The 21187-nt window shown below is 66.1% G+C and carries 18 protein-coding genes, 1 tRNA gene and 2 pseudogenes; 13 read left to right on the top strand and 8 right to left on the bottom strand.

Features of this window, described 5'->3' with window-relative positions:
• Window positions 1–9 precede the first annotated feature (9 nt).
• From ROTAS13_RS02255 to ROTAS13_RS02245, 3 genes are read right to left on the bottom strand one after another with little or no spacing between them, the layout of a single operon-like run.
• The gene (locus ROTAS13_RS02255; protein ID WP_075821425.1) at window positions 10–2310 is read right to left on the bottom strand and encodes a 3-hydroxyacyl-CoA dehydrogenase/enoyl-CoA hydratase family protein; all 2301 of its coding nucleotides are present in this window, start codon (window positions 2308–2310) and stop codon (window positions 10–12) included.
• 2 nt (window positions 2311–2312) lie between these two features.
• Window positions 2313–3434, bottom strand: a complete 1122-nt coding sequence (locus ROTAS13_RS02250) for a thiolase family protein (RefSeq protein ID WP_075821424.1) — start codon at window positions 3432–3434, stop codon at window positions 2313–2315.
• Between the two features lie 28 nt (window positions 3435–3462).
• A complete protein-coding gene (locus ROTAS13_RS02245; protein WP_216348573.1) occupies window positions 3463–5115 on the bottom strand; it encodes an electron transfer flavoprotein-ubiquinone oxidoreductase in 1653 nt (550 codons plus the stop codon).
• 54 nt (window positions 5116–5169) lie between these two features.
• Between ROTAS13_RS02245 and ROTAS13_RS02240 the strand changes: the two genes are divergently transcribed.
• Window positions 5170–5949, top strand: a complete 780-nt coding sequence (locus tag ROTAS13_RS02240; RefSeq protein WP_252571349.1) for a TetR/AcrR family transcriptional regulator — start codon at window positions 5170–5172, stop codon at window positions 5947–5949.
• 149 nt (window positions 5950–6098) lie between these two features.
• On the opposite strand, the gene ROTAS13_RS02235 is transcribed toward ROTAS13_RS02240, so the two are convergent.
• Window positions 6099–7076, bottom strand: a complete 978-nt coding sequence (locus ROTAS13_RS02235) for an AraC family transcriptional regulator (protein WP_171979017.1) — start codon at window positions 7074–7076, stop codon at window positions 6099–6101.
• A 262-nt stretch (window positions 7077–7338) separates the two neighbouring features.
• On the opposite strand from ROTAS13_RS02235, the gene ROTAS13_RS02230 reads away from it, so the two are divergent.
• The 6 genes and pseudogenes from ROTAS13_RS02230 to ROTAS13_RS27960 all read left to right on the top strand — a co-directional run.
• Entirely contained in the window at window positions 7339–8433 is a 1095-nt protein-coding gene (locus tag ROTAS13_RS02230; protein ID WP_216348572.1) for a zinc-binding dehydrogenase, read from the top strand.
• An 84-nt stretch (window positions 8434–8517) separates the two neighbouring features.
• Entirely contained in the window at window positions 8518–9075 is a 558-nt protein-coding gene (locus ROTAS13_RS02225) for a 2,4'-dihydroxyacetophenone dioxygenase family protein (RefSeq protein ID WP_075821420.1), read from the top strand.
• Between the two features lie 239 nt (window positions 9076–9314).
• Window positions 9315–9575 (top strand): alpha/beta fold hydrolase, encoded by a 261-nt coding sequence (locus ROTAS13_RS28460; RefSeq protein ID WP_083755365.1) that lies wholly within the window; start codon window positions 9315–9317, stop codon window positions 9573–9575.
• A gap of 254 nt (window positions 9576–9829) precedes the next feature.
• Window positions 9830–10087 carry a hypothetical protein gene (locus tag ROTAS13_RS02215; protein WP_075821419.1) on the top strand — a complete coding sequence of 86 codons (258 nt, stop codon included), beginning with the start codon at window positions 9830–9832 and terminating at the stop codon, window positions 10085–10087.
• Window positions 10088–10107: 20 nt separating this feature from the next.
• Window positions 10108–10497, top strand: a complete 390-nt coding sequence (locus tag ROTAS13_RS02210; RefSeq protein ID WP_075821418.1) for a MarR family transcriptional regulator — start codon at window positions 10108–10110, stop codon at window positions 10495–10497.
• Window positions 10494–11537, top strand: a pseudogene (locus tag ROTAS13_RS27960) (recombinase family protein); the annotation flags it as partial. The gene ROTAS13_RS02210 and the pseudogene ROTAS13_RS27960, both read left to right, overlap by 4 nt.
• Window positions 11538–12113: 576 nt before the next feature.
• On the opposite strand, the gene ROTAS13_RS02200 reads toward ROTAS13_RS27960, so the two are convergent.
• Window positions 12114–12204 (bottom strand) — tRNA-Ser (locus tag ROTAS13_RS02200).
• Between the two features lie 122 nt (window positions 12205–12326).
• Entirely contained in the window at window positions 12327–13292 is a 966-nt protein-coding gene (locus ROTAS13_RS02195) for a D-glycerate dehydrogenase (RefSeq protein ID WP_075821417.1), read from the bottom strand.
• A 135-nt stretch (window positions 13293–13427) separates the two neighbouring features.
• Between ROTAS13_RS02195 and ROTAS13_RS02190 the strand changes: the two genes are divergently transcribed.
• The 3 genes from ROTAS13_RS02190 (at window position 13428) to ROTAS13_RS02180 (ending at window position 15692) form a co-directional block, all read left to right on the top strand.
• On the top strand, window positions 13428–14216 hold the full coding sequence (locus tag ROTAS13_RS02190; protein WP_019460122.1) for an SDR family oxidoreductase: 789 nt from the start codon (window positions 13428–13430) through the stop codon (window positions 14214–14216).
• Between the two features lie 2 nt (window positions 14217–14218).
• The gene (locus ROTAS13_RS02185; RefSeq protein ID WP_075821416.1) at window positions 14219–14722 is read left to right on the top strand and encodes a YaiI/YqxD family protein; all 504 of its coding nucleotides are present in this window, start codon (window positions 14219–14221) and stop codon (window positions 14720–14722) included.
• Between the two features lie 82 nt (window positions 14723–14804).
• Window positions 14805–15692, top strand: coding sequence for a tellurite resistance TerB family protein (locus ROTAS13_RS02180; protein WP_253187621.1), 888 nt, complete (start codon window positions 14805–14807; stop codon window positions 15690–15692).
• Between the two features lie 16 nt (window positions 15693–15708).
• Here the strand turns inward: ROTAS13_RS02180 and ROTAS13_RS02175 are convergent, their stop codons facing one another.
• The gene (locus ROTAS13_RS02175) at window positions 15709–16881 is read right to left on the bottom strand and encodes a M20 aminoacylase family protein (protein ID WP_058389692.1); all 1173 of its coding nucleotides are present in this window, start codon (window positions 16879–16881) and stop codon (window positions 15709–15711) included.
• A gap of 16 nt (window positions 16882–16897) precedes the next feature.
• On the bottom strand, window positions 16898–18484 hold the full coding sequence (locus ROTAS13_RS02170; protein WP_075821414.1) for an ABC transporter substrate-binding protein: 1587 nt from the start codon (window positions 18482–18484) through the stop codon (window positions 16898–16900).
• A gap of 522 nt (window positions 18485–19006) precedes the next feature.
• Between ROTAS13_RS02170 and ROTAS13_RS02160 the strand changes: the two genes are divergently transcribed.
• The 3 genes and pseudogenes from ROTAS13_RS02160 to ROTAS13_RS02155 all read left to right on the top strand — a co-directional run.
• Entirely contained in the window at window positions 19007–20242 is a 1236-nt protein-coding gene (locus ROTAS13_RS02160) for a TCR/Tet family MFS transporter (protein WP_075821412.1), read from the top strand.
• A 69-nt stretch (window positions 20243–20311) separates the two neighbouring features.
• Window positions 20312–20554, top strand: a complete 243-nt coding sequence (locus ROTAS13_RS26000; protein WP_019460129.1) for a hypothetical protein — start codon at window positions 20312–20314, stop codon at window positions 20552–20554.
• Window positions 20555–20682: 128 nt separating this feature from the next.
• Window positions 20683–21187: pseudogene (locus ROTAS13_RS02155) on the top strand (hypothetical protein); the annotation flags it as partial.

The following is a 21187-nucleotide window of genomic DNA, read 5'->3' as shown; positions in this document are numbered from 1 at the left end:
TCTTCTTGTTCAGTTGCGCAGCGGTTTGCCGGTTGCCAGCATGTGCCTGACGCGGTCCAGGGTGGCCGGTGTGACGAGCAGGTCAATGAAGGCCTCGCGTTCCAGCGCGGTCACGTCGTCTTCCGTGAGGGGTTTCAGGGGATCGGCAGAAGGTCCGCCGGTCAGCACGTTGGCGAGCGCTCGTCCCACAACGCCGTCATGAGGGGTGGCACGCCCGGCCAGGGCCTCGCTGTCGAGAATATTGCCGATGGCGAATGCGCCGGACGGGCCGGAAAGCGAGATCAGCGGCGGTTCCGGTGGCGCATAGTTCTCGACCAATGCAAGCGCCTTCGCCTTGGCGTCTGCGATCAGCCTGCTGCGGTTCATGGTAATGCCGTCGGATGCCTTCAGGAAGCCGAGCTTGCGGGCATCGAAAGCGCTTGCCGATACCTTGGCCGACGCGATCAGGTTGAAAGCGGTGATGGCCGGGGCCACGGGACCGTGGAGCGCGGCCGTAGGCTCAGAGAAGCGCAGCAGCATCTCCTTGCAGCCGCCCCAGCCGGGAATGACGCCGATGCGGGTTTCGACGAGACCGATGGAAAGCTCGGCATGAGCCTGGATCGCATCGCAGTGGAGAAGGATCTCGCAGCCGCCGCCGAGCGCCGGCCCCGACGCCGCGCCGACGACCGGGAAGGAAGCGTATTTGAGCGCCTTGAAGGTGCTGTGACCGTGGTGATCGAAGAAAGCGCCTAGCGCCTCGCGACCGCCCTTTTCGACGATGTCGAGAAAGACGCGCAGGTCCGCTCCGGCGCTGAACACGGGGGAATCACTGCCGATGACCAGTGCCCGGAAATCCCTGGCCGTCCGCTCTACCGCCTTGCCGATCGCATCGAGCAGATCCGGGTTGAAGGTGTTCATCTTGGTGCGCAATTCGAGGCAGGCAACGCCGTCGCCGAGATCCCAGAGGCTGGCCGCGCCCCAGTCCTCGACCGGCTTGCCGGCGAGCCTCAGGTCGGCAAGGAGCAGCACGCCATCGCTCTGTGCGACGGGCTCGATGGCGCCGTCCGGCAGCAGGCTGGAACGCCGACCGTCGACAACCGAATAGAAGCCGCCCTTTTCGGCGGCAAGCGCCAGGTAGGGCGGCACGGCAAGGCCGCGAGCCTTCAGACGCTCAGCCACCCAGCCGGCGCCGAGGCGATCGATCAGTTCGAACGGACCCTGCTTCCAGCCGTAGCCGGTGCGCATGGCCTCGTCCACAGCATCCGGCGTGTCGGCGATCTCCGGCACCAGGGCGGCCGCATAGGCGAGTGCCTTCTCCATGACGATGGAGGCATAGCGGCCGCCAAGGCCTGGATGTTCCATCAGTGCGCGCGGATCGCCGCGCGAAGCTTCGAGGCTATCGGAGGACACGGTCTTCTGTGGCCGGTATTCTCCGGTCGCGAGATCGGTGATATCGCGCGACTTGCGGTCCGCCGATAGGCGTACGAAACCCGCGCCGCTTTTGCGGCCGATGCGGTTTTCGGCGATCATCCGGGCGATCAGCGGCGGTTCGGCGTCGTAGTCGTGGATCGCGTCATCAGCCGGCGTGGCGTTCTGCAGGCTGCGCAGGGCGGTTGGCAACAGGTCGATGCCGACAAGGTCGAGCAGGCCGAAAATGCCGGTGGCTGGAATTCCGAAGGGTTTGCCGATGATGGCGTCCGCCTCCTCGACGTCGAGACCAAACGCGATTGCTTCGTTCTGCGCGACAGCGATCCAGTAGTTGCCGATGCGGTTGCCGATGAAGCCGGGCGTGTCTTTGGCCTGAACAACGCTCTTTCCCAGAACATAGTCGGCGAAATCGCGGATGGCGACTGTCGCCTCCGGCCTGGTCGCCTTGCCGGACACCAGTTCCAGCAGCCGCATGATACGCGGCGGGTTGAAGAAATGGGTGATGAGGAAATCGGCGGCGAAGCTTTCCGGCAGGCCGCCGACCAGCGAATGCAACGGAATGGTCGAGGTGTTGGACGAAACGATCGAGCCCGCCTTGCGCACGTCGTCCAAGGCGCGGTAGAGCGTCTGCTTGATCTCCAGCTTTTCCGCGACCGCCTCGACGATCCAGTCGGCGTCGGCGATAAGTCCAATATCGCCCTTCGTCGAGCCTGTGCGGATTCTCTCCGAAAAGGCCGGATCCATGAAGCCGCCGGCCTTCAACTGCCTGGCTACGCCGGCATCAGCGAATTTCGTCTCCATGTCGAGCAGCACGACATCGAGCCCTGCATTGGCGAGATGGGCGGCGATGCCCGAACCCATGACGCCCGCGCCGATGACGGCGGCTTTTTTGATCGTCGTCATGATTACGCGGCCTCCAGAACCATGGCGATGCCCTGACCGCCGCCGATGCACTGGGTGGCGAGGCCAAAGCGCCCACCGTCACGATTGAGAAGGCGCGCTGCCTTGCCAACGAGGCGGGCGCCGGTCGCGCCCAGCGGATGACCGAGCGCGATCGCACCGCCATCGCGGTTGAGACTTGCGGGGTCGATGTCGAGGTCGCGGCAGCAGGCGAGCACCTGCGCGGCGAAGGCTTCGTTCATCTCGATCACGTCGAGATCGGCGGCGGAAATGCCGGCGCGCTTCAGCGCCTTGCGGGTCGCCTCGACCGGGCCAATCCCCATGATCTCCGGCGCACAGCCGGTGATCGCGTAGCCGGCGACGCGGGCAAGCGGCGAAAGCTTGTGGCGCTTCACGAAGTCCTCCGAGCAGACCAGTGTGGCGGACGCGCCGTCGGTGAGCGGCGAGGAATTGCCGGCCGTGACCGAACCGCCGGCCTTGAAGGCGGTCTTCAGGCCGGCGAGCTTGTCCGCGTCCGTTTCGCGCGGGCAGCCGTCGGCGGCAACGTCGCCGACCGGAGCGATCTCAGCGGCAAGCCTTCCGTCGGCGTGTGCGGCGAGCGCCTTCTTCTGGCTTTCGAGTGAATAGGCATCCTGCTCTTCGCGGGAAAGGTCGTAACGGTCCGCAAGATTTTCGGCTGTCAGCCCCATGTTAAGGAAGGCAGTGCGCTGGGTGTCGCTCCAATCTGGGTTCGGCATGGGGTTGAAGCCCATCATCGGCACGCGGCTCATGCTCTCTACGCCGCCGGCCACGAACACGTCGCCGGCGCCCATCGCTATCGCTCCCGCCGCCATCTGGATCGCCTGCATGGAGGAGCCGCACCAGCGATTGACGGTGGAGCCGCCGACGGACTGTGGCAGGCCTGCGATGAGTGCTGCGCAGCGGGCGATGTTGAGGCCCTGTTCGCCCTCGGGAAAGGCGCAGCCGAGGTTGACGTCCTCGATCTCGGCCGGGTCGATGCCGGAGCCGTTGACCAGCGCCTTGATGACACCGGCCACGAGATCGTCCGGGCGAAAGCCGGCAAGCGCGCCGCGATAGGCGGGCGCGAAGGGGCTGCGCAGGTAGTCGACAATATAGGCTGTGCTCATGGGGAATTCCTTTCCGTGACGGTCGCCGTCACATGTTCGGATAATTGGGTCCGCCGCCGCCTTCGGGCGGGACCCAGGTGATGTTCTGCGACGGATCCTTGATGTCGCAGGTCTTGCAGTGCACGCAGTTCTGCGCGTTGATCACGAAACGAGGGTCGGTCTTTGTCTCCTCGTCGGCATGGACGACCTCGTAGACCCCGGCGGGACAGTAAAGCCGCGCCGGCTCGCCGTAGAGCGGCAGGTTGCGCGTGAGCGGGATCAAGGGATCGGCAAGCCTCAGATGGACCGGCTGGTCCTCGATATGGTTGGTGTTCGACAGGAAGACCGAAGACGGCTTGTCGAAGGTAAGCGTCCCGTCCGGCTTCGGATAGCGGATCGGCGTGACCTCGGAGAGCGGTTTCAGGCTCTCGAAATCGGCCTTCTTGTGCTTGAGCGTGCCAAAGGGCGAGACGCCGAAAAGCGTCTGCAGCCACATGTCGATGCCGCCGAGGCCGACGCCGAGCATGGTGCCGAACCGCGACCAGAGCGGCTTGACGTTGCGCACGGGCTTCAGGTCCCGCCCGATGGCCGAACCGCGCCAGCCGGCCTCATAGGGGTCGAGCGTGTCGCCGGAACGGCCGGCGGCGAGCCCGTCGAACACGGCATCCGCCGCCTGCATGCCGGAATGGATGGCGTTGTGCGAACCCTTGATGCGCGGCACGTTCATGAAGCCCGCTGCACAGCCGGCAAGCAGCCCGCCCGGAAAGGCGAGCTTCGGCACCGACTGGAAGCCGCCTTCGGTGAGCGCACGAGCGCCATAGGCGATGCGCTTGCCGCCTTCGAAGGTGTCGCGGATCAAGGGATGGGTCTTGAAGCGCTGGAACTCGTCGAAGGGCGAGAGCGTCGGGTTCTTGTAGTCGAGATGCAGCACGAAGCCGACGGTTACGAGGTGGTCGTCGAAATGGTAAAGGAAGGAGCCGCCGCCGGTCTTCATGTCGAGCGGCCAGCCGAACGAGTGCTGCACCAGCCCCTCGCGGAATTTCTCCGGCTTGACCTGCCAGAGTTCCTTGATGCCAATGCCGAATTTCTGCACCGACCGACCTTCCGTCAGGTTGAAGCGGGAGAGAAGCTGCCTGGTCAGGTTGCCGCGCGCACCCTCGGTGAAGACCGTGTATTTAGCCCGAAGCTCCATGCCGGGGGTGAAATCGGCCTTCGGCTGGCCTTCGCGGCCGATTCCCATGTCGCCGGTCGCGATGCCGGCGACTGCGCCGTTGTCGTCATAGAGCACTTCGGTTGCGGCAAAGCCCGGATAGATCTCGACGCCGAGCGCTTCGGCCTGAGCGCCGAGATAACGGGCCACATTGCCGAGCGAACCGATGAAATTGCCGTGATTGTTCATCAGCGGCGGCATCAGCGCATTGGGAAGCCGCAGCGAACGGGTAGCGGTCAGCACATGGAAGCGGTCGTCGGTGACTTCGGTGGTGAGCGGCCGGTTCGGGTCTGTCCGCCAGTCGGGCAGGAGGGCATTGAGGCCGGAGGGATCGATCACCGCGCCGGACAGGATATGCGCGCCGAGTTCCGAACCTTTTTCCACGACGACGACAGAAATCTCTTGACCCGACTCGACGGCGTGTTGCTTGAGGCGGATCGCTGCAGCAAGGCCGGCCGGTCCTGCGCCCACGATCACTACGTCGAAATCCATCGTCTCCCTGGCTGTCACGCTCAACTTTTCCTCCCGCCCAGTTGATAGTAGTCAATGTATCAAACAATTGTTACACTCCGCAAGCGTGAAATTTTCCCCGAACCTGCGGAGCCAGAGAGAACTGGCGGCAAAGAGATTCGGGAAACCCGCGTGTCTGCATTAAGAGTGCTGGCAGGTAGCGATCAGCAGATGGAAAGACGCAGGGACGCAATGACTAAAGGGCAGGGCCGGATAGAGACAGTTGGACCAGAGAGCAGGCTTGCAGGCTCGCTGCGGCAGAGCGGGTTAAGCGATCGCCATTGCGACATCCTTGAGGCCGCCGCCACCCTCTTTGCCGAGCGCGGCTATGCGGCGACCTCGGTGCGCGATATCGGCGATCGCGTGGGACTGCTAGGAGGTTCTCTCTATCACTACATCAAGTCGAAGGAAGCGCTGTTCGTCCGCATCCACGACATCGCCCTCCAGTTGGCGCAAGACCGGATCCAGGCGGCCATCTCGACGATCTCCGACCCATGGGAGCGCCTGGAGGGTGCATGCGTCACCATGCTGGAAATCCAGCTCGACCCCAACTCATTGACCATGCCGCTGATGAACGATTTCGCGTCCGCGCCGCCGGAGATCCGCGAGCGTCTGGTCGAAAAGCGCGATGCTTTCGAACGGATATTCCGCGATCTGGTCGCCGCCCTACCGCTCGACCCCGCGCTCGACCGTGATATCTACCGCCTGCTGCTGCTGACGCTCCTCAACAACATCTCGGGCTGGTATCGCGAAGGCCGGTTGACGCCCGACGAAATAGGACGGCAGATCATCCGCATTTTTCGCCACCCGTTGTAGTGTCTCGCCAACAAGGTGTTGCCAAACTGCCGCGGCAATACGCCATGGACTGATCTGAGGACAGAATCTGGTCCTGTTCCGCCATCGTCATTCTGAGGGACCGCTACTAATCTGGTAGTGATATCTGGGGGAACTCACCGCCTGCTTCCCTATGGGCCATTCTCAGTTCCATGCCGGTTCGCCAACTGCCGTGGAGACATACCATACCAGCGACGACAGGCTCTGGCGTAACTGCTCTGCTCCGAATAGCCGAGAACTGTAGCAATTTGTGAAACTTGCATGCCACTGGCGGCAAGTTGCCCGGACAGTTCACGGCGCAAATCGTCCAGAATATCTTCAAATGCCGTGCCGGCGACCGCCAGATTTCTTTGAAGAACGCGCGGGTGCAGGTTCAAAGTCTCTGCGACCGCGATCAGGTTGGCACGATTGATCTTCAAAAGTCTGTGGGCCATCTCGCGAACGTTATCGGCGAGTCCGAGATCGGGTCTGGCCGGTGCGAGATAGGCTTTCGCCAAGGCGAGCGCGGCAACGTCCCGCCCGGGAATAGCCCTGTTCAGGAGACCCGTGGGGAACTCCACGGCGTTTTCGTCGCGCCCGAATTCGACCGGGCAGCCGAACACCCCGCGATATGTTTCGATTGGGGATATCCGTTGGTGCTGCATGCTCACCTTGAGGGGAACGAAATCGCTACCGAGCAGCAGGCGAAATGCTGTCATCGTTACCGCAAGGCTTTTTTCCATCATCTGATCGCGGTGGGCGAGATAACGTAAAGCGATCGAGTAGGTGAAGGACGTTGTGTGCTGCCCACGTTTCAGTTGCGCGATGTCGGGTGGCGCACAGACGTAAAGATAGCGGCAAACGCCCTCGAGAGCGTCCGCGACGTTTTCTGAATGCCGCAGAAGCACGGCGACAGGTCCAAGGAAAGAGATGTCCTGACTTTGTCCCAGCCGCATGCCGAAATCCGGGCAATCCAACATGTCTGCCGCCGCGCCCAACAGACCGGCGATCTTCGAGTAGGGAATGAAGCTGTCGAAATTACCTATGGCGGAAGGTTTGACGCCCTGTGCACGGGCAATGGCATCCGGATCGCCGCCGAGATCTCTGACCACGTCGGCGAAGTTGAGCAAGACCGTGCCTCGAACGACATCAACCATAGTCGTCAAATGCTAAATGGCAGTCGCCCAATGTCAAGTCTTTTGCACCGCAATCCAATAATAATGCCTGGAAAGATGAGGCGATGGAGGAACCGTCTCGTCGCAAAGAAAAAACAAGCTGAGACCGACACTCGCGCGCCTTTGAGGCCAGAGTCCGGTGGCGGCACCAGGGTAGATTCGGCGTTGGTGCGGTCCCGGGCAGAAAACATAAAACACATATGGGGAGGTACGTGCGATGAACATGCGTGCTGTCGTAATGCACCAGGGAACCTTGAGTCTCACGGATGTTCCGATCCCGAAACCGGGGCGGGGCGAGGTGCTGGTGAAGACACTTGCGACCGGGATTTGTGGCAGTGACCTGCACACTGTCGCGCACGGGGACAAGCTGCTGGCCAGTGCCCGGGCTGTTGCCGGAATCGAGATATTCAATCCCGATGAGCAGATCGTGCTCGGCCACGAAATCTGCGCCGAAATCATCGAGTTCGGGCCGGAATGCAAGAAGACCCATGCTATCGGAACGCGAGTCGTCTCGGCGCCGTTCCTGATACGGTCGCAACCGATCACGCTGGGCTTTGGGACATTGGAAACGCCCGGCGGCTTTGGACAGTACATGGTCCTGTCGGAAGCGATGCTGATCGCGGTCCCCGACCATGTTCCCAACGACCTTGCCACTCTGGCAGAGCCGCTGGCTGTCGCTGTGCATGCCGTCAATCGCGGCAACCTCGACGCTGACGCCGTTCCGATCGTGATCGGCTGCGGTCCCATCGGGCTGGCGGTCATCGCAGTCCTGAGAATGCGCGGCGTCGGCCCCATAATAGCGGCGGATTTTTCGCCGGTGCGTCGCGCCATGGCGGCAAAACTTGGCGCCGACGTCGTGGTCGATCCCCGAGAGACTTCGACTTACGAAGCGTGGCGGTCCGTCGCTCTAGCTCCCGACCCGACGCGCATCGGGCGACAAACGCCTATGTTTCCGGGCTTCGCCTACCGCTCTTCGGTCGTGTTCGAGTGTGTCGGGGCTCCGGGCATGATCCAGAACGTTCTGGCCGGTGCAGCTCCCTGTTCGAAGGTCGTCGTCGTGGGGCTCTGCATGGAGCAGGACAAGTTCCAGCCAAGCTACGCCATCATGAAGGAAATCGACCTGTCCTTCTGCATCGCGTTCAGCATTGACGAATTTGTGGAGGCATTCACCCACATCGCGTCGGGCAAACTCGATGTCAGGCCACTCATCACCGGACACGTCGGGCTGGAGGGTGTGCCGGACGCCTTTGTTCGGTTGGCCGACCCCGAGAAGGACGTCAAGATTGTCGTTTACCCGCAGGAGACCGACTGAGGGACGTCGGCGCGCTCCTGCACGCCGACCAGCCAAGATTGCAAGACTTATACCTGAGGAGGATATCATGAGGAGGAGAAATTCATGAACGACCAGACCCCAATCAAAGCGCCCGTCTTTTCACTACCGCAGGACGAGCTTCTGACACTGAACGTCGGGGACATCCCGGTCATGAGGGATGCTCTCGGGCCAGGCATCCACTTTCAACCGCTGCTGCTGGACCCGGAATTGTGCCTTGCCGTGAACATCGCCACTTTCGCGCCGGGTGCGGTCGTTCCCGCACACCTGCATACCGGCGCGGTGCACGGATTTACGCTAAAGGGCAAATGGTACTACAAAGAATACGCGGATCAGCCGCAAACTGCGGGATCGTATCTCTATGAGCCGGCGTCCTCGATCCACACTTTTGTCGTACCGAAAGACAATACCGAGGATACAGTCGTCCTGTTCGTGGTCTATGGCGCAAATATCAGCTTCGACGACAAGGGCAATTTCCACTCGATTCTCGACGCCATCACCATCATGAACCTGGTCAAGCTCTGCTCTGAAAGGCAGGGCATCGATTCCGTCCGCTATCTGAAAGGCGGTTCGGTCGGCTACTCCAGCAAGTTGGTGAGCGACGGCGCGACAATGCCTGTGTGAACCCGGCGCTGGCGGTCATCGGGCTGCCGAAAACGCTATAGCGCAAATCTTCATCGCGCTTTCGGCATGCATGGAGAATCCGTCGAATGCCGGCAATGCACCACAGGCTCTGGTCTGCGGTGCATTGTCGCCAATCTGTTGATGTCCGCCCCCAAGGCATGTCCGGGTAGTCACCGACGCTCGTCATCCGGGAGAATACTCGGGACCGAGGCTTCGAACATTCACAGAGGCAAACGACAATGACATTCAACGATTTGGAGCAGCGGACCGTTCGAGCCAATTGTCAGCTTATCCACGTGCGGATCGGCGGCGAGTCCGGACCACTGGTGCTTCTGTGCCACGGTTTCCCTGAGTCCTCGTATTCGTGGCGCCATCAGATCCAGGCGTTGGCAGGTGCGGGTTATCGCGTCGTCTCGCTTGCTCCATCCGCTTCTCAGCAGCGCACAGTGGGAAAAGGCCGCCCTACAGGCTGGCTTCAGGCGCTATGTCGACTTTCCTGAAATAATGGGAATTCGACCAATCCTAATTCAGGTATAGGATTTCAAATTCAAAACCTGACCGCCTAGCGGCCGAATGCCACGGGTGCCGCCAGCGCCGTAGCGCGAATGCGGCACGCTACACACCGCCGGTCCCCCTCCATGCTTCGCCTAATTCCGGGCTTCCAGCCACCGGAATCCAGAGAACTACGGAGGATTCGATGTGTGCAGAACGCCGCCGCGCCCAACGGGGCCGCCCACACCAGCCGGCCCCCAGAATGCTACCAGATGATCTTTACGATTATAGCGACGATCCCGCGCCGCGCATCAGCCCGCCGCGTGGGAGCCCGCCCCATGTATTCGATGTAGAGAAGCTGCCTGTCATCGACGACTGGCCCGATGAAGTGCCGATCACCGAGGCCGAGATCCAAGTGTTCGAGCGCTGGTTCGCCGATGTTTTCGACGAAATGTTCGGCCCGTTGAAACTTCCAAAAGGCTTGAAAACATTATCTTGCAATGATAAGGATAAGCCCTGATGCAAACAGGGAAATTTGCCGTGACGACGCTGAAAGTCGGCATCGCCGAACCGGAAGAAATGAACGCCCGCACCGTGCGGATTGCGCGCGGTGATGAAAAGCCGGCACCGGGCGAGCCGACCGTTTGGTTTACATCCACCGAGTCCTTCGCCCGACTTCTCTCCGCGAGCAATCGAGAGCTGTTGCGCATCATCTACGAACAGGAGCCAGGTTCGCTGGAGGAACTGGCGAAGATCACCGGACGTGCGACGCCCAACGTCTCGCGCACCCTCAAGAAAATGGAGAGCTTCGGCCTTGTCCGCATTGAGAAGGGCAAAGGGCTCAAGCTGATCCCCAAGGTCATTCATGATCGCGTGGAGCTGGTCTTGCCCCTGATCGAGCGGCACAAGTCCAATGGAGCCCGCAAGTGAACGCACAATCTCCCAATGTCGCCCTGCGGGCGGCCCTTTACCTGCGTGTCTCGACAGCGCGGCAGGCCGAGCATGACGTGTCGATCCCCGACCAGCGCAAGCAGGGCGAAGCCTATTGCGCGGCGCGCGGCTACCAGCTCGTCGAAATCTTCGTGGAGCCAGGCAACACCGCGACCAACGACCGTCGGCCCGAGTTTCAGCGCATGATCGAGGAAGGCACGTCGAAGCCCGCGCCGTTCGACGTGGTGTTGGTTCACAGCTTCTCGCGCTTCTTCCGCGATGCTTTCGACATGGAATATTACTACCGGAAGCTCGCCAAGAACGGTGTGCGGCTCGTTTCCATCACGCAGGAGTTGGGCGACGATCCGATACACGACATGATGCGGCGGATCATGGCGCTCTTCGACGAATACCAGTCGAAGGAGAACGGCAAGCACGTCATGCGCGCCTTGAAGGAGAACGCGCGCCAAGGCTTCTGGAACGGCTCGCTGCCGCCGATCGGCTACCGCGTCGTCGCGGCCGAGCAGCGTGGTGCGAAGGTCAAGAAGAAGCTCGAAATCGATCCGCTGCACGCCGAGACGATCCGGCTGATCTATCGCCTTGCACTGGAAGGCGAAGGCTCATCCGGCCAGATGGGCGTGAAGGCGATCGTCAAATATCTCAACAGCAAGGGCATCTTCACCCGTGACGGCGGGCGATGGGGCATCGGTCAGGTTCACCGCGTCCTGACCCGGCGCACCTATATTGGTGAGCATCAGTTCAACAAGCGCAGCAAATCGAAGGAGCTGAAGCCCGCAGAGGAAGTCATCACCGTTCCGGTTCCGCCTCTGATCGATACCGAGACGTTTGAGGCGGTGCAGAAACTCCTACAGGCCCGCAACCCCAAGACCGAGTTGTCAGCTCGCGTCGTGATCGGGCCGACCCTGCTGACTGGTATCTGCTATTGCGGCAATTGCGGGGGAGCCATGACCATCCGCACCGGCAAGGGCGGCCGCTACCGCTACTATGCCTGCTCGATCAAGGCACGGCAGGGCGAGACCGGCTGCAAGGGCCGTGCGATCCCCATGGACAAGCTCGATAACATGATCGTCAGCCACATCGAGGAACGCTTGCTCGATCCCGACCGGTTGGAGAAGCTGCTTGGCAGCGTCCTTGGCCGCCGTGAGGATCAGGCCGAACGTCGCCGTGAACATATCGCCTCTTTGCAACGGCAGGCGACCGAATCGGAACAGCGTCTCAAGCGGCTCTACGACGCCATTGAAGCGGGCGTCGCCGATCTGGACGATCCGGCACTCAAGGAGCGCATCGCCGGTCTCAAGATCATCCGCGATCAGGCGCGGGCCGATGCCGACCGGGCGCAAGCTCTGCTCGAAAGTCCAGGTCACAGCGCCCTCAGCCCGGCGATAATCGAAGGATTTGCCCGTCGTGCGCGCGAGCGCGTCAGGGGCAGCGAAGGCGGCTATCGGCGGGATCATCTGCGCGCTCTTGCGCAGCGTGTCGAGGTCGCGGACGATGCAATCCGCATCATGGGATCGAAGACGGAGCTGCTAAGGACGCTTATTGCTGGCCAAGGGCGGCAATCGGCGGCGATTGGCGTGCCCAGAGGCGGACTGAAATGGCGGACAGGGTGGGATTCGAACCCACGATACGCTTTTGACGTATACGCACTTTCCAGGCGCGCGCCTTCGACCACTCGGCCACCTGTCCGATGACGGGGCGGATAGCCGAGCCCGGAAGGCAGGGCAAGCCCCCGGACCGCGGATTCATGCCGCGGATCTGTCATGAATGGCGTGCCCGCCTCCGCCACCGCCCTTCCCGGTCCGCTCCGCTCATGCCACCCGGTGCGGCGGCTCCTCGCCACGCCGCAGCAACGCGTCGAGGTTGTCGAGGCAGCGGAAGCCCATGGCGTCGCGCGTCTCCTCGGTGGCGCTGCCCAGATGCGGCAGCAGGGTGACGTTGGGCGCGCCATGATAGCCCTCGAAGATCCGCGGCTCGCCGGCGAAGACATCCAGCCCGGCGGCGCGCAGGTGCCCCGAATGCAAGGCGGCGCAGAGCGCGGCGTCGTCCACCGTGCTGCCCCGGCCCGTGTTCACCACGATGGCGCCCTTGCGGAGCTGCGCGATCCGCCCCGCGTCCAGCCAGTTCCGCGTCGCGGCGCCGCCCGGGATATGCATGGACAGCACGTCCACCGTGCCCAGGAAGGCCTCGTCCGTGGCATGGAAGACCGCACCCTCCTCCTGCTCCGGGGCGAGGCGGCCGCGGTTGCGGTAGTGGATCTCCATCCCGAAGCCCCGCGCCATCCGGGCCAGCGCCTGGCCGATGCGCCCCATGCCCAGGATGCCGAGCCTCTTGCCCTCCAGCGTCACGCCCAGGAGCTGCGTGGGCGACCAGCCGACCCATTCCCGCGCCCGCACCATCCGCTCCGCCTCCCCGGCGCGGCGGGCGCACATCAGGACCAGCAGTATGGCGATCTCCGCCGTGGCCACGCTCAGCACGTCGGGGGTGTTGGTCACCACGATTCCCCGGCGCCGCGCGGCCTCCAGATCGATATGGTCGGTGCCGACGCTGAAGGTGGCCAGGACCCGCACGCTGTCCGGCAGGGCCGCGATGGTGGCGCCGTCCATCGGGTCGCCCGCGGCGCAGAGGATGCCCTCCACCCCCGCCGCGAGGCGGCACAGCTCCGCCCCGGTCAGCCCGCCATCCTCCGCCCGCGTCACGCAGGCATAGTCCCGCGCCGCGCGTTCCATCACGGCAGGAGGGTAGTGACGGGTGAGCAGGATGCTGGGCTTCGCCATGGCGGGTTCCTTCCCGGAAAGTCCGGCGCGCAGCATGGACTCGCCGGCTGCCCTGTTCCAGGCCGGGCGGCAGCTTGCCTTGGGCCGGCCGGCGGTCCAGCTTCCGGGCGAAACCTGACGGGAAGGGAAAAGCCGATGGATCTCGGTCTGCGGGGCAAGCGGGCGCTGGTGATGGGCGCCTCCAAGGGCCTCGGCCGTTCGGTGGCGGAGGCCCTGGCGGCGGAGGGCGTGGCGCTCGCCATTTCCGGGCGCGAGCAGGCGAGCCTGGACAAGGCCTGCGATTCGCTGCGCTCCCTGGGTGCGCCCAAGGCCGTGGGCATCCCCGCCGATGTCGCGAAGGCAGCCGACATGGATGCCCTGGCCGACGGCGCGCTGGCGGCGCTGGGCGGGGTGGACATCCTCTTCCTGAACCATGGCGGCCCGCCGCCGGGCACCGCGCTGGGGCTGACGCCGGAGATGCTGGAGACCTGGTTCCGCCCGGCCGTGCTCTCGCCGATCCAGGTCGCCAACCGCCTCCTGCCCGGGATGCGGGAACGCCGCTGGGGCCGGATCATCGCGGTGGGCAGCATCGGGATCGAGCAGCCGATCGCCAACCTCGCCATCTCCAACACGCTGCGCGCCGCACTGGCGGGCTGGAGCAAGACCCTTTCGGCCGAGGTGGCGGGGGAGGGGATCACCTGCAACATCCTGGCCCCTGGAGCCTTCCGCACCGCCCGCACGACGGAAACCGCCGAAGCGACGGCGAAGAAGAGCGGCAAGAGCCTGGACGAGGTGATCGCGGCCCGCGCGAAGACCATCCCCGCCGGCCGCATGGGCGAGCCGGACGAGTACGGGCCGATGGCGGCCTTCCTGGCCTCGGACAAGGCCGCCTATCTCACCGGCTGCATCGTCCGGCTCGATGGCGGCGCGACGCTGGGCACCTGAGGATGACGGAAAGGCCCGAGATCTTCGTGGACGGCGATGCCTGCCCGGTGCGCGACGAGGTCTTCCGCACCGCCGCGCGCCTCGGGCTGGTGACGCATGTGGTCTCCAACGGCGCGCGCGGGGTGCGGCTGCCGGAATCGCCGGACATCCGCCGCGTGATCGTGGAGGCCGGCGCGGATGCCGCCGATGACTGGATCGCGGAGCATATCCGCCCCGGCGATGTCTGCGTCACCGCCGATATCCCGCTGGCCTCCCGCTGCCTGAAGGCAGGGGCGCGGGCGGTGGCGCCCGGCGGCACCGTCTGGAACGAGGACAATATCGGCCAGGCCCTGGCGGGGCGGGAGGTCTCGCGCCACCTCCGGGAGCTCGGCGTGGAAACGCGAGGACACGGGAGCTTCGGCGCGAAGCAGCGTTCCCGCTTCCTTCAGGCGCTGGATGCCGAGATCCAGACCAGCCTGCGCGGCGCGGCGCCGAAACCGGCCTCCTGGCCGGATTTCTTCGCCTGAAAACACCGCCACCGGGGACAGGGCGATCACATGAAGGATCGTCCATCTTGCAGCGGCCGCGCCCGGTCCCGACATGGGACGCATGATCGACGCCAAGAACCTCCTCGACCGTTTTCTCGGCCAGGGCGCCGCTGCCGGGGCGCTGCGCCAGATGGCCGGGGGCTCCACGCCGGCACGCCGCCCTGAGCCGGCGCCGGGGCAGGGCGGAAATTCGCCCTGGACCAGTCCGGGCGGCACCTCCGCGGGAGGTTCCGGCCTGAACCTGCCCGGTGGCTTCACCGGCGGCTCCTCCGGCGGCTCCACCGGTGGCTCCCTGGGCGGGCTGGCCGATGCCGCGCGGCAGGCGATGGGCCAGTCCGGCAAGGGCGGGCTCGCGGCCAGCGGCGCGGCGGGCGGGCTGCTGGGCCTGCTGGTCGGCGGCGGAAAGAAGAAGAGCGGGCTGAACCGCGCGCTCACCCATGGCGGCGCCGCGTTGCTCGGTGCCCTGGCCAGCCGGGCCTACGAGAACTGGCAGAAGGGGCAGGCGCCCCACCAGTCGCCGCTGGCCACGCCGCAGGAGGCCGAGCGGGTGGAGCAGCGCTTCCTCCCCGCCGCGAAGCCGGCCTCGGACGGCCAGCCCTTCGAACTGGCGCTCATCCGCGCCATGATCGCCGCCGCCAAGGCGGACGGGCATATCGACGCGGAGGAACAGCGCCGGATCTTCGCGAAGGTGGATGAGGCCGGGCTGGATGCCGAGGCCAAGGGCTTCGTCTTCGACGCGCTGGCCGCGCCGGCCGGCGTCTCGGAGGTCGCAGCCTCCGCCAGCACGCCGGAACAGGCGGCGGAGCTCTATCTCGCCTCCCGCCTCGCCGTGGACCCGGACCAGCCGGCGGAACGCGCCTATCTGGAGGCGCTGGCCCACCGGCTGAAGCTGCCGGAGGGCCTGGCGGCGCATCTGGACCGCCAAGCGGAAGGCACGGCGGAAGGCTGAGCCTCCCGCCCGCGCCTCAGCCCTCCACGCCCTTCGGCATCCCCATCTCCACCAGCCGCGCATACATGGCGGAGCCATAGGGGATCGAGGCGTCGTCGAACCTGTAGCCCGGGTGGTGCGGCGAGAAGCCTTCCTCGCCGTTACCCACGTTCAGATAGGCGCCCGGCACCTTCTCCAGCATGAAGGAGAAGTCCTCCGACCCCATCACCGGCGGCTTGCCCACGGTCAGCCTCTCCTCGCCGACCAGGTCCTTCGCGGCCGCGATCACGCTGTCCACATGCTCCGCCGTGTTGACCGTGGGGGCGAAGATCAGCCGCCACTCCACGCTCGCCGTGGCGCCGAAGCCTGTGGCGATGCCGTCGGACAGCCGGCGCATCGCCTCCTCGATCTGCTGGCCCACCTCGCGCGAGAAGAAGCGCGCCGTGCCGGAGATCGTGGCGGTCTGCGGGATGACGTTGTAGGCGTCGCCCCCCTGCACCTTGGTCACGCTCACCACCGCCTGCTCGCGCGGCGAAAGGTTGCGCGAGACAATGGACTGCAGCGCGGTCGCGATGTGGCAGGCCGTCAGCACCGGGTCGATGCTGCCCTCCGGCCGCGCGCCATGCGAGCCCTTGCCGCCGATGGTGATGTCGAAGAAGGCGCCGCCCGCCATGGCCGGGCCGTTGCGCACCGCGAAGGTGCCGACCGCCATGCCGGTGTGGTTGTGCATGCCGAAGATGCGGTCGCAGGGGAAACGCTCGAACAGCTTGTCCTCCAGCATCGCCAGCGCGCCGCCGCAGCCTTCCTCGCCCGGCTGGAAGATGAAGTTCACCGTGCCGTTGAAGTTCCGCGTCTCGGCCAGATACCGCGCCGCGCCCAGCAGCATCGTGGTATGCCCGTCATGGCCGCAGGCATGCATCTTCCCCGGCACGGTGGAGGCATAGGGCAGGTCCGTCATCTCCTGCATCGGCAGCGCGTCCATGTCGGCGCGCAGGCCGATCGACTGCGCGCCGTTGCCGGAACGCAGCACGCCGACGACGCCGGTCACGCCGACGCCGCGATGCACCTCGATCCCCCATTCCTCCAGCTTCCGCGCCACGATGTCTGCGGTGCGGTGCTCCTCCAGCCCCAGCTCGGGATGCATGTGCAGGTCATGGCGAATTGCCTCCAGCTCGGGCTGGTAGGCCTTGATTCTCTCGAACGCGGTCATCGTGTCTTTTCCGGTTTCAGGCGCGCTTGATGCCCCAGAAGACGAAGAGCCCCTTCGGCACGTCGCGGAGATTGCTGCGATAGGCGGTCTTGTAGAGATACTGGCCGGTGGGCAGGAACGGCACCTCCTGGAAGGCCACGCGCTGGATGTCGCCCGCGATCCTCTTCTGGGTCTCCAGGTCCGGCGCGTCGAGCCAGGCCTCCTTCAGCCGCTCGATCTCCGGGATGTCCGGCCAGCCGAAGAAGCCGCTCCTGCCGCCGCCGCAGCGGAGCACCTGCGTCACCGCCGGGTTCACCATGTCGAGTCCGGCCCAGGTGGTGTTGAACATGCTCCAGCCGCCCTTCTCGGGGGAATCCTTGCTGGCACGGCGCTGCACCAGCGTGCCCCAGTCGGAAACGACATAGTCCACATTCATCCCGAGGCGGCGCAGCAGGTCGTTGCAGACCTCGCCCAGCGCGGCGAGGACGGGGTTGTCGCTCGGCGCCATCAGCACCACGCGCTCGCCCTTGTAGCCCGCCTCGGCCAGCTCGCGCTTCAGCGCCGCCATGTCCCGCTTGCCGGTGATCACCGACAGGTCGGTGTCGTTGGCCATCGGCGAGCCCGGGGTGAAGATGCCGATCCCCGCCTTCCACAGCGACGTGTCGGTGCCCGCGGCGGCGGTCATGAAATCCTCCTGCGACATGGCGCGCAGGACGACGCGGCGGACCGCTGCCTTGTCGAAGGGCGGGAAGAGATGGTTGAAGCAGCCGGTGCCCAGCGTGCCGAGCGGCGTGGCGACCTCCGTCCGGATGCCGCGATTGCCCTCCAGGATCGGCAGCAGGTCGTTCGGCGGGTTCTCCCACCAGTCCACCTCGCCGTTCTGCAGCGCGGCGGTGGCGGTGCCGGGGTCGGGCATCACGTTCCACTCGACGCGGTCGAAGTTCACGATCTTCGGCCCGGCGCCCCATTCCACCGTGCCGTCCCCGCGCGGCACGTAGTCCTTGTTCTTCTCATAGACCACGCGGGCGCCGACCACGCGCTCGTCGGCCTTCCAGCGGAAGGGGCCGGAGCCGATCACCTCCTTGATCTGCACCGCCGGGTCCGTTTGCGCCAGGCGCTCGGGCATGATCAGCAGCGCGGGCGGGCCGACCTTGGCCAGCGTGTCCAGCATCGCGCCGAAGGGGCGCTTGAGGCGGATCACGAAGCTGCGGTCGTCGGGCGCGCTCATCTCCTCGGTGCGGGCCATCAGCGCGCCGCCCAGCGAATCCCGCTGCGCCCAGCGGCGGATCGAGGCGATGCAGTCGCGCCCGCGCACCGGCTCGCCGTCATGGAACTTCAGCCCCTCGCGCAGGCGGAAGGTCCAGAGCTTGCCATCGTTCCCGACGGTGTGGCCCTCGACCATCTGCGGCTGCGGCTTGAGCTGCGCGTCCAGCCCGTAGAGCTGGTCCCAGATCATCAGCCCATGCGTGCGGGTGATATAGGCGGTGGTCACCACCGGATCGATCACCGTCAGATCCGCCTGCGGCACGTAGGTCAGGACACGGGAGCCGGCGGATTGCGCCAGCGACGGGCGCGGCATGACGGCGGCGGCCGCGGCCCCGGCCAGCAGGGTGCGTCGGTACATGGTTCGGGAAGCTCCACCGTAAGCAAGGGATCGAGCCCGGGACTGGCGCGGCGCCTCGGCGCTTCTGCGGCACAGGAAACACGCCCCGGAAGGAAGGGGCAAGGGGAGGCGGCCCGCGGATGCCGGGCCGGCGCCCGCCCCATGCCACCGATCTTTCCGTTGACGGCTTTCCCTCGCCGTCCTAGGCATCGTCCCGCCGCGACGGTTCCGCCGCGGCTCCAGGAGGAACGGAATCATGTCGGAGATCGCGGAAACCCGCTGATCGGAGCGCTTCGGCAGCTCCCCCCGGCCACGTCCATCGTAGCCGGTCCGATGACGGCATCGCCGCCCCGCATGAACCCTTCCCGGCAATCCCCCATGACGCCCTCCCGCCGGATCAGGCCCTTCGCCTGACCGATCCCCGCCATCCCCGCCCGCGCCGAATCCGGCATGGGCAGGGCCGGTCCCGACCATCTCCGCACAGGCCGCCGCCACGCCGCGCCCCATGACGCGCCAGGCGACGGCGGCCGCACAGGACATGCCATGCAGGTCACTCTCTCCGCCGGGCGCCGCAAGGCCGCGACCGGCTTCATTCTCGTCACCGCCATGCTCGACATCATGGCGATGGGCATCGTCATCCCCGTCCTGCCGGTGCTGATCGAGGAGTTCTCCGGCTCCAATGCCCGGGCCGGGATCGTCAACGGGCTCTTCGTCACGCTCTGGGCGGGGATGCAGTTCCTGGCCTCGCCGCTGATCGGCTCGCTCTCCGACCGCTACGGGCGGCGGCCCACCATCCTGGTCTCGGCGGCCGGGCTGGCGGCGGACTACGTGCTGATGGCCCTGGCGCCCAGCCTCTGGTGGCTGGCGCTCGGCCGGCTCATCGCGGGGGTCACCTCGGCCAGCTTCACCACCGTCTATGCCTACATGGCCGACGTCACCGCGCCGGAAGGGCGGGCCCGCGCCTATGGCCTGATCGGCAGCGCCTTCAGCGCCGGCTTCGTCGCCGGGCCGCTGCTGGGCGGGGTGCTGGGCGACATCTCGCCGCGCATGCCCTTCTGGGTGGCGGGGGGCCTGAGCGGCGTCGCCTTCCTCTACGGCCTGCTGGTCCTGCCGGAATCCCTGCCGCCGGAGCGGCGCATGGCCTTCTCCTGGCGCCGCGCCAACCCCTTCGGGGCGCTGCGCCTGCTGCGCTCGAAGGCGGAGCTCACGGGCCTCGCCTGCGTCACCTTCCTCCTGCATTTCGGGCACACCGTCTTCCTGGCGGTCTTCGTGCTCTATGCCGGGGAACGCTACGGCTGGGGTCCCTGGCAGGTCGGGCTGCTGCTGGCCGCGGTCGGCGCGCTGGACATGGTGGTGCAGGGGCTGGTGGTGGGGCCGGTGGTCCGCCGCCTCGGCGACCACAGGACCATGGTGATCGGCCTGTTCTGCGGCACGGTGGGCGTGGCGGGCATGGGGCTCGCCCCCACGGGCACGCTCTTCGCCCTGACCCTGCTGCCCAACGCCTTCTGGGCCCTGGCCATGCCGACCCTGCAATCGCTGATGACCCGGCAGGTCTTGGAGTCGCAGCAGGGGCAGCTCCAGGGCGCGGTGATGAGCGTGGTCAGCATCGCCGGGATCGTGGCGCCGCTCTTCTTCGGGGGCATCTACGCCGCCACGGTGGAAGAAGGCTCGGCACTGCCCTGGCCCGGCCTGTCCTTCCTGATCGCCGCCCTGCTGCTGCTGGCGGCGGCGCTGCTCGGCTGGCGGCTCGGCCGGCGCCCTGCCCTCGCGGCGCCCTGAGGCTCGGACGGGGGCCGGGAGTTGGCAGCCCCCCTTGCCCCCGGCCGCGCCGCCCGGCAGGAAAGCGCCATGAGGAGCCCAGCTAAACTTCCGCCGGCCGCCGCCGCCCGGTCCCGGCTGCTGGAAGACCAGGCGATGCTGCGCGCCCGCTTCATGCGGGCACGGCTGGCCGAGGTCTCGGCCCGCTTCGAGCCGGCCTTCCGCAACCTGCTGCTGGCCCGCCTGAAGGAGGCCTCGGCCCGGGATTCGCGCTTCGCGGACCTGGCGGCCCGCCTGCTGCACCTGCCGTCGCGCCCCGGCCCGCATCTCTGACACGGCGAAAGGCGCGGCGCCGTCCTTCAAGTCTGTGCCAGGGAAGCGCGGCGCCATTCTTCAAGTCTGTGCGGCCCGGGGGATGACGTCTAAGCCTCCCCGAAAGTGACTTTCGAGGAAGGCCGCCCATGCCACGGAAACTGCCGCTGCTCCTGTCCTGCTCGCTGCTCGCCCTGGCGGCGGCGGGGCGTGCCGGGGCGGCGGAACTGCCGGTTCGCGCCGTGACGCTGTCCTCCGCCGGGATCGCGCAATACGAGCGCACCGGGCGGCTGGAGGCCGGGGAGGGGGTTTCCTTCCGCGTCCCGGTCGATTCCGTCGACGACCTGCTCAAGAGCCTCGCCGTCTCCGACCCGGCCGGGCGCGTCCTGGGCATCCGCCTGCCGGCGCGCGACCTGGCGGAGGCGGCGCTGCGCGGCCTGCCGCTGCGGCCTGAGGATTTCGCCGGGCGCGCGGCGCTGCTGAACGCCCTGCGCGGGCAGGAGGTCACGGTGGGCGAGCTCGCCGGCCGCCTCGCCGGGGCGAGCGAGGACGAAAAGGGCCTGCACGTCTCCCTGGTGACGGAGAAGGGCATCGCCGGCGCCACGGTCGGGGAGGGGGTGGAGGTCACGCTGCGCGACACCGCCCTGGCCGCCC

It is taken from the genome of Roseomonas sp. TAS13, from assembly GCF_001950415.1.
In the GTDB taxonomy this organism is placed as follows: Bacteria; Pseudomonadota; Alphaproteobacteria; order Acetobacterales; family Acetobacteraceae; genus Roseomonas; species Roseomonas mucosa.
The sequence above is the reverse complement of the archived record's forward strand: the minus strand, read 5'-3'. Positions and strand labels throughout refer to the sequence as shown.